The sequence below is a fragment of the Arthrobacter sp. U41 genome (genome assembly GCF_007679325.1).
GTDB lineage: Bacteria > Actinomycetota > Actinomycetes > Actinomycetales > Micrococcaceae > Arthrobacter.
Genome location: NZ_VEGI01000007.1, coordinates 226219 through 236730, shown reverse-complemented (window position 1 = coordinate 236730; position 10512 = coordinate 226219). Strand labels below are relative to the sequence as shown.

Annotated in this window: 9 protein-coding genes; 4 read left to right on the top strand and 5 right to left on the bottom strand. The window is 67.6% G+C overall.

From position 1 onward, the window contains the following. From FS787_RS17560 to FS787_RS17540, 5 genes are all read right to left on the bottom strand, one after another. Positions 1-500 (bottom strand): hypothetical protein (locus tag FS787_RS17560; protein ID WP_260982628.1); only part of this gene is annotated, 500 nt, incomplete at its 3' end. Between the two features lie 156 nt (positions 501-656). Continuing rightward, on the bottom strand, positions 657-2069 hold the full coding sequence (locus FS787_RS17555) for an adenylate/guanylate cyclase domain-containing protein (protein ID WP_260982627.1): 1413 nt from the start codon (positions 2067-2069) through the stop codon (positions 657-659). Beyond that, on the bottom strand, positions 2059-2697 hold the full coding sequence (locus FS787_RS17550; RefSeq protein WP_144674459.1) for a PH domain-containing protein: 639 nt from the start codon (positions 2695-2697) through the stop codon (positions 2059-2061). Before FS787_RS17550 ends, FS787_RS17555 begins: the two co-directional genes overlap by 11 nt. Then, positions 2690-3610: a biotin--[acetyl-CoA-carboxylase] ligase gene (locus FS787_RS17545; RefSeq protein WP_144674457.1), complete on the bottom strand. Its 921-nt coding sequence runs from the start codon at positions 3608-3610 to the stop codon at positions 2690-2692. Before FS787_RS17545 ends, FS787_RS17550 begins: the two co-directional genes overlap by 8 nt. A 56-nt stretch (positions 3611-3666) precedes the next feature. Next, complete coding sequence (locus FS787_RS17540) at positions 3667-4617, bottom strand: NAD(P)-dependent oxidoreductase (RefSeq protein ID WP_144674455.1); 951 nt, start codon at positions 4615-4617, stop codon at positions 3667-3669. 396 nt (positions 4618-5013) lie between these two features. On the opposite strand from FS787_RS17540, the gene FS787_RS17535 reads away from it, so the two are divergent. From FS787_RS17535 to FS787_RS17520, 4 genes are all read left to right on the top strand, one after another. After that, on the top strand, positions 5014-6597 hold the full coding sequence (locus FS787_RS17535) for an acyl-CoA carboxylase subunit beta (protein ID WP_144674453.1): 1584 nt from the start codon (positions 5014-5016) through the stop codon (positions 6595-6597). Beyond that, positions 6594-6830: an acyl-CoA carboxylase subunit epsilon gene (locus tag FS787_RS17530; RefSeq protein ID WP_144674451.1), complete on the top strand. Its 237-nt coding sequence runs from the start codon at positions 6594-6596 to the stop codon at positions 6828-6830. Before FS787_RS17535 ends, FS787_RS17530 begins: the two co-directional genes overlap by 4 nt. A 68-nt stretch (positions 6831-6898) precedes the next feature. Then, positions 6899-8593 (top strand): DUF885 domain-containing protein, encoded by a 1695-nt coding sequence (locus FS787_RS17525; RefSeq protein ID WP_186329235.1) that lies wholly within the window; start codon positions 6899-6901, stop codon positions 8591-8593. 433 nt (positions 8594-9026) lie between these two features. Further along, a complete protein-coding gene (locus FS787_RS17520) occupies positions 9027-10493 on the top strand; it encodes a dicarboxylate/amino acid:cation symporter (protein ID WP_144674449.1) in 1467 nt (488 codons plus the stop codon). The last annotated feature ends 19 nt before the right edge of the window (positions 10494-10512 follow it).

Sequence of the window (10512 nt, the reverse complement as noted above, 5' to 3'; positions counted from 1 at the left end):
TTCTCCTCATCAAACCCATTCACCGTCGACGGCGACAACGCCCACACCGAACCCCGCGCCGCATCCGTCACCGCAATCACCCGCGACCCGAAACTCACCACCGCCGAACCCGGCAACTTCTTATCCCCGCCCAACCGCATCTGCGCAGCCGACACCTGATTCAACGTCGAACCCGCCGAATCATCCACAAACACAGTCCCGGCATCCTGCAACACATCAAACGTCGTCGACGCCGGCGTCACCGCCCCATCCAACACCCGCGACGGATAATTCAACCGCCCCACCGCATTCTTCGACTTCGACACCACCCACACCCCGCCATCATTCAACTCCACCTCCGCAGTCTTAAACCCCGGATAAATGATGGCGCCGGTGATGAGGACCGATGCGGCGACGGCAAGGCCGGCTGCGCTCAGGAAACGGCGGCGGCCGGCGGTGAGCGGGCGTGATTGTTCCGGCCTGCGGGTTTTTGGCCGCAGGGCTGACAGGAAAGTCTTCATGTGTGCTGTGTCCCCCAGAAGATCACGGCCGCCGCGCAGGGGGCATCGCCCGTGCTGGTGCCAGATAGCTTCGACTATTGCATATTAGCTATCGATTAGAGAAACCCCGGCGGAGTCAACTCCGCCAGGATGGGCATCGGCCCAGCTCAGGCGGCCTTAATCGAGGACGAGTCCGCGGCCGCTGCCGCGTTGGAGCTGCACGGGGTGGATTTCGCCGAAGCCGCGGACGTCCTCGGCCGGTCGCGGCAGCAGGACAAACCGTTCGTCCTGTTCCAGCGCGCCGGCGGTCATGGAGTCCACCAGCACCGTTCCCGGATCTGCCAGGGCCGTGAGCCGCGCCGCGAGGTTGACCGTGGGACCGTAGATGTCGCCGAGCCTGGACAGGATGCGGCCCCACACCATGGCCACGCGCGCCTGGGGAAGGATTTCGTCCTCGGTGAAGGCCTGGCACAGGGCCAGGGAGATCTCGGCGCCCGCCGCGGGGGTCTCGGCGATGTAGAGCACTTCGTCGCCGACCGTTTTGACCAGCCGCCCGCCGCCCACCGAGATGATCTCGGCGCACTTGTTCTCGAAGCGCTGGACCAGCTGGGCGAGGGTCTTTTCGTTCATCCGGCGGGACAGGCTTGTGTAGGAAACCAGGTCCGCGAACCCGACGGCGCGTGCCAGCGGCAGCGGGGCGTCGTCCTCGTCGCCTTCGCGGCCCTCCTCGCTGGAGGCGAGCCCGGCCTCGGCGCGCACGGCAAGTCGCTGGACACCGGCGTTGAGCTGGCGGCGCCAGGAATAGAGCAGCATTTCCTCCAGTGCGTCCACGAGGGACGGCAGTTCGCCAACCAGCCGCTTGCGTGCGACGGCGTCGGTAAGACCCTGGTTCTGGACCATGTCCTCCACGAGGGCTTCGACCTGCCAGACCACCATGCGGTCCGTCATCTGCCCGATTGCACGGGTGACGGAGATTGCGGCTTCCTCGGTGAGTTTGCCGCCGCGGACCAGGTCCACGATGGTGTTCAACGCGGCCTGGTCGCGTTCAGTGAAGGCAACGTCCTCGTCACCGATGTTCGGAAAGCCCAGGGCCCGCCACAGTTTCCGGGCGGAGAGCAGGGACAATCCGGCGCCGGAGGCAACTTCACGGCGGCGCAGCTTGCGTTCCCCGCCAAGCAGCCTTTGTTCGAGGGCTTTCAAGGCAATGCGTTCGGCGGACATGGCCCCGGTGGGCGGAGCTGCAGCGGGCGGCTGTTCCGCACTGTCGTCGGCGTCGCTGTCGTCGGCGTCGCTGTCTCCTAGGTCGGTGTCGTCGGCGCCGCTGTCTCCCGCAGCCGAATCGGCCGCGGCGTCCGTGTCCGTGTCCGCCAATTCGGCGTCTGCGTTGATCTCGGCCAATTCGGCGTCGTCGGATTCTGCAACAGTCTGGTCCGGCGCAGTGGCGGACTCCGCAGGGACGCCTTCCGCGGCCTCGGCCAGGGAGTCGAGGACCGCTGCTTCGAGGCTGGCGGCCTCAACGAAGGCATCCGAAACATGCGCCGGCTCGTTCGCCAGCAGTCCCGTTTCCCGGTGAACGTTCTCAGCGCTCATCTCTTCCACCTTCTCTCGTCTCTACCGGCCAGGGCTCCATCGGCCAGGGCCTGTCTGCCAGGGGCTGGCGTTGGCCATATGGCACATCCGCGGCGCCCAGGTCCCCGGCAGGCGGGAGATCATCGATGGCGTCGAGGATGAAGTTACGGAACGTCGCGACTTCCGGAACGTCCGGGACCACCGTGCTGTTGGGGTACCCGGTATCCAAGGATATGTTCCCTGAACGCAAGATGCGTTGGAGCAACGACTGATGAACGACCACATTACGGACGGCGGCCAGGGGAACCTGCTGATCGCGCCGGCGGAGCATGCCGTAACGGGCAACCAGCCGCTGGCTTGTCAGGGTGTACTTCGTGGCGTGCCAGGTCATGACCCGCGGCAGGCAGTAGCCCAGCAACACCCAGGCCGCCAGACCAATACAGACCCCGATCAGCCAGGGGGTCCACTGCCTGGCCGACTCCTTAATCAGCGGCATGAAGTGGGCCGGGCCGCCCTTCACAATCCAGGCGCTGCCGTAGGCGGCCAGCGCCGGAATCAGAATGAACAGCAGCGCCGGAAAAATCAGGGTCCGGGGCTGCGGCCGGGTCACCACAATCACTTGCTCGCCCGGGAGGAGCTCTTTACGCATAGCCACTTTCGTCGCCCGAATCCTGGCCGGGGGGCGTCCAGGGCCGCAGGTGCACCACGTCGCCGGCCGTCACCACGTGCTCGTGTCCTCCGGAGTCGATCACCATAAGCGAGCCGTAGTCGTCCAGGCGGGTGGCGTGGCCAATGATTTCGTGGTCACCGGGAAGCTGGGCGCGGACCTGCTTGCCCAGCGTCGTGAGCACGTGCTCGATCCGCTTGTGCAGTGACGGGCCGCCGGCCATCCCGGCGGCGGGGTCGCCGTCGGCGTTGCAGAAGCTGCGGTAGAGCGTCGCGAACCGGGACAGATAACTCTTCAGCAGCCCGGTCCGGTCCACCGACGTCGGCTGTTCCAGCAGGACGGACGTGGCGGTGGGCACCGGCAGTTCGGCCTCGGTGAGCGTGACGTTCAGCCCTGTCCCCAGCACAACGGGCGGCACGGCGCCGCCCTGCATCGGGCCCAGCTGGGCCAGGATGCCGGCAATCTTCCGGCCGCGGACCAGGACGTCGTTGGGCCACTTGAGTTCCGCGGGGATCCCGGCGGTTTCCAGGAGCGCCTCGCGCAGGGCAAGTGCCGCGAGCAGCGAGAGCCAGGAGTAGCTCTGGGTCGGCAGCGGACGTCCCTCAGCGTTGACCGGCCGCAGCACCAGCGACACGGAGACGGCACTGCCGGCGGGTGCTTCCCAGCGGCGGTCCAGCCGGCCGCGGGCGGCGCTCTGGTATTCGGCGGTGAGCACGGTGAGGTCCGGATAGGCCGAGGGGTCCTCGGCGGCTCCGCGCAGCAGATCCGCGTTGGTGGACCCGGTGGACTCCACAACGGTGAGCCGCGGAATGCCGTTGGCTGAGAGAAACGCCTCATCACTGAGGGCGTTCACGTCGAGGGGCGGACGGTCCGGGGCTTCCTGCGCGGCTTCCATGCTTTGAATCCTACCGAGTTACGCCGCCGTCGGCTCCGGACCTGCCCACAGATAACTCAGAGGAAAATGTCAGGAATCAGCCGGTCTTCCGGGGCGCCCAGGCTGTACGGCGTGAAGTCCGTGACGCCGGCGGCGGCCAGGACCTGCTCGTCCGTGTAGAAATTGCCGCTCCTGCTGCCGGACTCCGGAACCGCATGGCTGCCGGTCAGCACGGCGTGGGCCGCGTCCGCCATGATTTCGGGGCCGCGGGCGCCGCGCACGATCTTTTCCCCGCCCGGCATGTTGCGGATGGCGGCCGTGTTGATCAGGGTGCACGGCCACAGGGAGTTCACGTTGATGCCGTCGGCCTTCAGTTCCTCGGCCAGGCCCAGGGTGGTCAGGCTCATGCCGTACTTGGCCATGGTGTAGGCAAGGTGCATACCGGCCCACTTGGGATCCAGGTTCAGCGGCGGGGAGAGCGTCAGGATGTGCCCGGCGCCGGATTCGCGCAGGGCGGGCAGGGCCAGCTTGGAGAGCAGGAAGGTGCCCCGGACGTTGATGTCCTGCATCAGGTCGTAGCGCTTCATGTCGACGTCGTCGGTGGTGGACAGGTCGATCGCGGAGGCGTTGTTGATGACGATGTCGATCCCGCCGAAGCGTTCCACGGCGGCGGAGACAGCGCCCGCGACGTCGGCGTCGTTGCGCACATCCCCCACCAGCGGCAAGGCCTGACCGCCGGCCGCCTCGATCTGTTCGGCGGCGGAGTAGACCGTGCCTTCGAGTTTGGCGTGCGGCTGACCGGTTTTGGCCATCAGGACGATGTTGGCGCCGTCGCGCGCTGCGCGGGTGGCGATGGCCAGTCCGATCCCGCGACTTCCCCCGGAGATGAGGATGGTGCGGCCCTGGAGGGAACCGGCGGCCTGGTAGGGCCCGGGCTGCTGGGGCGCGGGCTGCTGGGGCGCGGGCTGCTGGGACCCGGACTGCTGGGGATGCGGGGCGGCGCCCGAAGCGTCGTTGCTCAAAGTCATGAGGACACTCTAGCCGATGTTACTGGTCAGTAACATACCGCGCGGGGGTGGACCGGGGCGTTCCCGCCCGGTTACTCCTGCCCCGGACACGGAAGGGAACTGCCCCTCCCCGGAATTCCGGCGCCCGGGCCGGGCGCGGCCGGAGGTAACCGGGCCGGAACGCGGCGGCGGGTCCGCCCGGGACCCGAACGGCAGGGGCATCCGGCCGAAAATTGTAGGGTTTCTACAGCGGCGTGGGCCAATGCCGTCACTAGACTTGCCAACAGGGCCGGGCTTTTGTGGATACCGACTAAAACGCCACGAGGACAGGGCCGGCCAGCGATACCAGCAGCGCAGCACTACCAGCAGCACACGATTCAGCACCACAACCATCAGCGACAGAGCCGGAGACACTTGATGAGCCACGATCTGACCACGACCGCGGGAAAGATTGCCGATTTCCGCGACCGCCAGGCCCGTGCTGAGCAGCCCTCCGGCCCGGAAGCGATCGAGAAGCAGCACGCCCGCGGCAAAAACACCGCCCGCGAGCGCATCGACCTGCTGCTGGACGCCGGCTCCTTCGTTGAATTCGACGCCCTGGCCGTGCACCGCTCCACCGCCTTCGGCATGGAAAAGAAGAAGCCGCTGGGCGACGGCCTGGTCTCCGGCTACGGCACCGTGGACGGCCGCCCCGTGGCCGTGTACAGCCAGGACTTCTCCGTCTACGGCGGCTCGCTGAGCCAGGTCAACGGCGAGAAGATCGTGAAAGTCCAGGAGTTCGCGCTGCGCAACGGCTGTCCCGTGGTGGGCATCCTCGACGGCGGCGGCGCCCGCATCCAGGAAGGCGTCGCCTCACTGGCCATGTTCGCGGACATCTTCCGCAACAACGTCCATGCCTCCGGCGTCGTCCCGCAGATCTCCCTCATCATGGGCCCCTCTGCCGGCGGCGCGGCCTACTCCCCCGCCCTGACCGACTATGTGGTCATGGTGGACAAGACCTCGCACATGTTCATCACCGGCCCCGACGTGATCAAGACCGTCACCGGCGAAGACGTGGACATGGAAACCCTCGGCGGCGCCCGCCAGCACAACGCCAACACGGGCACGTCCACCTACCTCGCCTCGGACGAGGCCGACGCCGTCGAGTTCGTCCGCGAACTCCTGGACTTCCTGCCATCGAACAACCTCTCCGAGGCCCCCGTCCTGGAGCATTCCCAGGAGCTAGAGCTCGACGACGACGACCTCGCCCTGGACGTCCTCATCCCCGACTCGGCCAACCAGCCCTATGACATGCGCAAGGTCATCGAGCAGATCGTGGACGACGCGCACTTCCTGGAGATGCAGTCCCTCTACGCCCCGAACGTGATCATCGGCTACGGCCGGGTGGAAGGCCATACCGTCGGTATCATCGCCAACCAGCCGATGCAGTTCGCCGGAACCCTGGACATCGCCGCCTCAGAGAAGGCTGCCCGCTTTGTCCGGCACTGCGACGCCTTTAACATTCCGATCATCACGCTTGTGGACGTCCCGGGCTTCCTGCCGGGCAAGGACCAGGAGTTCCAGGGCATCATCCGCCGCGGCGCGAAGCTCCTCTACGCCTACGCCGAGGCCACCGTGCCGAAGCTGACCGTTATCACCCGCAAGGCCTACGGCGGAGCGTACATCGTGATGGGCTCCAAGAAGCTGGGCGCGGACCTCAACCTGGCCTGGCCCACCGCCCAGATCGGCGTGATGGGCGCGCAGGGCGCGGTCAACATCCTGTACCGCCGCGAGCTCGCCGCGGTGGCGGAGACCGGCGGCGACGTCGAGGCCAAACGTTCCGAGGTCATCCGGCAGTACGAGGAAGAACTGCTCAACCCGTACCAGGCCGCGCAGCTCGGCTATGTGGACGCGGTCATCGCCCCGTCCGAGACCCGGGTGCAGATCATCAAGGGCCTGCGTGCCCTGCGGGACAAGCGGGCCAGCCTGCCCGCCAAGAAGCACGGGAACATCCCGCTGTGACGCCCGGAACCGAGCCCGCCGAAACCGCGCCGGCGGAGCAGCCCCTGATCGCCGTTGCCAAGGGCGACCCGACGCCGGAAGAGCTCGCGGCGCTGGCCGCCGTCGTCCTCTCGCTGGACAGCGGCGCAGCGCCGGCACCGGAAAAGCCCGGCGCCCGGCACTGGATCCGCCGTCAGCAGCTGCAGCTCGCGCCAAGGCCGGGTCCCGGCTCGTGGAAGCGCAGCCGGGGTTAAGACAAACTCGCGGGCGAAAAGTTCAGCAACCCTTTCATAACGGCGGCAGCCCGGCTAGTGTCTTTCGGGTGACTATCGAAACCACTGAAAACACATCAGCCGTGCGCCCGCAGACCGCTATCGATGCCGTCGCCGACGCCTTCACGGACACCCTCATCCGGCTTAACCCGAGCTTCGCCACCGAACTCGGCCTCCCCGGACATGAGACCGAATACCAGGACTTCTCCCCCGCCGGGCACCGGGAGTTCGCTGCCGCCGCGCGGGAGGCCCTCGCCGCGCTGGACGGACTGGAGCCGGTGGACGACGTCGACGCCGTCACCCTGGACGCCATGCGCGAGCGCCTGGGCCTGCAGCTGGAACTCCACGAATCCGGCTGGGACCTCGGCGAGCTGAACAACATCGCCTCGCCCGCCCAGGAGATCCGGGCGATCTTCGACCTGATGCCGACGGACACCGCCGAACAGTGGGACCACATTGCGGGGCGTGCGCACAACGTCCCCGCCGCGCTGGACGGTTACATCGAATCACTGCGCTCCGCGAAGGAGGACGGCAAGGTGGCCGCCGCGCGGCAGGTGAAAATCGTCATCGAGCAGACCACCAAGCACGCCGCCGAGGACGGGTTCTTCGCGAAGCTGGCCGCAGGCGCCAAGACCGCGGACGGACCGCTGCCCGAGGACGTGCAGTCCAGGCTCGACGCCGGCGCTGCCGCCGCCAGGGTGGCCTACTCCCGGCTGGCCGGATTCCTGGAGTCCGAGCTGCTGCCCGTGGCCCCCGAGAAGGACGCAGTCGGCCGCGAGCGCTACTCGCTGGCCTCCCGCGCCTTCCTCGGCGCCACGGTGGACCTCGAGGAAACGTACGCCTGGGGCGTGCAGGAACTCGACCGCCTGATCGCCGAGCAGGAGCGGGTGGCCGAGGAGATCCGGCCCGGTGCCACGATCGAGGAAGCCAAGGAGGTCCTGAACAACGACCCCGCGCGGCAGCTCAAGGGCACCGACGCCCTCCAGGCGTGGATGCAGGAGCTCTCGGACAAGGCCGTGGCGGACCTCGCGGGCGTCCACTTCGACATCCCGGACGTCATGAAGACCCTGGAGTGCAAGATTGCCCCGACCGACGAGGGCGGCATCTACTACACCGGCCCCTCGGACGACTTCAGCCGTCCGGGCCGCATGTGGTGGTCCGTACCGCCGGGAGAAGACACCTTCACCACTTGGGCCGAAACCACCACGGTCTACCACGAGGGCGTCCCCGGCCACCACCTTCAGGTCGCCACCGCCACCTACCGCCGCGAACTGCTCAACAAGTGGCGCCGGAACGTCTGCTGGACCTCCGGGCACGGCGAAGGCTGGGCGCTCTACGCCGAGAAGCTCATGCAGGAGCTGGGCTACCTCAAGGATCCGGGCGACCACATGGGCATGCTGGACATGCAGCGGATGCGCGCGGCCCGCGTGGTGTTCGACATCGGCGTCCACCTGGAACTCGAGGTTCCCGCGCGCTGGGGGTCCGGCACCTGGACCCCGGACAAGGGCTACGAGTTCCTGAAGCAGAACCTGGCCATCAGCGAGGGCCAGCTCAACTTCGAGTTCACCCGCTACCTCGGCTGGCCGGGCCAGGCGCCGTCGTACAAGGTGGGCCAGCGGCTCTGGGAGCAGATCCGCGCCGAGCTCGAATCCCGCCCGGGCTTCGACCTCAAGGCCTTCCACACGAAGGCCCTCAACATCGGCTCCGTAGGCCTCGACACCCTGAAGCGCGCGCTCCTGGGGTAGGTCGGGTCCCGTGTGGTGCAGCGGCACGGCCGCCTTCCTCCGCGTGCTCGCTCGTTCTCCCCACCGTCTCCCTAGCCTCGCAAGCTCGGCCAGGGAACCCTGACGGCGTGGGCCCTCGCTTAGACGCACGCTTCCGGAAGACTGCCGCGCCGCTGCTTGCTGCTCCCCGAGCCGTTCGCGGTGCCGGATGCCCATCCCCGGGGACATGCGCGAGTTGGCAGTTCGCGGCAGTGTTCTTCGGAAACATTGCCAGAACTGCCGACTCGGCGCGGACCGGGGAGACAATCGCCACACCGGAGGCTGGAATAACTTCACAAACGGGTGGTTTTGCGGCGTGGTTCCGGGGATCCGGATGTCGGGACCGAATGCTGGCCGCGTAACATTTCTCAACATCCTTTCGTCGTGATAGTTGCACTGGTCCTAGCGTGATCCGGTGACCACTCAGACAAGCACCCCCGCACCTGCCGGAAAGACCGGCATCCAGTTGCCCAAATGGGCCGGCTCGTTCGGCTTCCAGATCATTGCCGCCCTGATCGTGGGCCTGGGCCTTGGCCTCGTGGCCAAGTACACGGGCAGCACCAAGGCGGACCCGAACGCCCTCGGCGCCACCCTGCAGACCATCGGCTCGAGCTACGTCTCGCTGCTGCAGACCGCCGTTGTGCCCCTTATCTTCACCGCCGTGGTCAGTTCCATCTCCAACCTGCGCGCCGTCTCCAACGCCGCCCGGCTGGCCTGGAACACGCTGCTCTGGTTCGCCATCACCGCGCTGATCTCCGTGCTGATCGGCATCGGGCTGGGCGTGCTCCTGCAGCCCGGCGCCAACACCGGCCTCACCGGCGAAGGCGAGGCACCGTCCAAGGTGGGCAGCTGGTGGGCGTTCCTGACAGGCCTGTTCCCGAAGAACTTCCTGGGCCTCGGCGCCAGCACCACGATCACGGAGGACGTCGCCACCACCACGGTGAGCTTCAACGTCCTGCAGATCCTGGTGATCGCCGTCGCCGTCGGCATTGCCGCGCTGAAGGTGGGCAAGGCGGCCGAGCCGTTCCTGAACCTCAATGCCTCCGCCCTCGCCGTGATCCAGAAGGTCCTCTGGTGGATCATCCGGATCGCCCCGATCGGCACGGTCGGCCTGATCGGCAACGCCGTGGCGATCTACGGCTGGGACACCATCGGTTCCCTTGGCAAGTTCACGTTCGCCATCTACGTGGGCCTGGCCCTGGTGCTGTTCGTGGTCTACCCGGTCCTGGTCCGCACCCACGGCCTGTCCGTCCGGCAGTACTTCTCCGGCGTCTGGCCGGCCGTGCAGCTGGCCTTTGTCTCCCGGTCCTCGGTGGGCACCCTGCCGCTGACCCAGCGCGTGACCGAACGCAGCCTGGGCGTCCCCCGCGGCTACGCCTCCTTCGCCGTCCCGCTCGGCGCCACCACCAAGATGGACGGCTGCGCCGCGATCTACCCGGCCATCTCCGCGATCTTCGTGGCCCAGTTCTTCGGCATCCAGCTCGACTTCACCCAGTACCTGCTGATCGCCCTCGTATCCGTGCTGGGCTCGGCCGCGACCGCCGGCACCACCGGCGCCGTCGTGATGCTAACCCTGACGCTCTCCACGCTGGGGCTGCCGCTGGCCGGCGTCGGGCTGCTTCTGGCGATCGATCCGATCCTGGACATGGGACGCACCGCGGTCAACGTGGCCGGGCAGGCCCTGATCCCCACCATCGTGGCCAAGCGCCAGGGCATCCTGGACGAGTCGCTGTACAACGCGCCGCGCAACGGTGACCCGTTCAGCGACGAAGTCGACGGTACAGTCGACGCCGACACGACAGTCGCCGGCTCGGCCGACGGCGGTTCTTCCGGCACCGCAGCGTCGCCGGAAGGCCGCGAACTGGCCGACGCCAAGGCCTGACCGCCGCTCCAAGCCACCA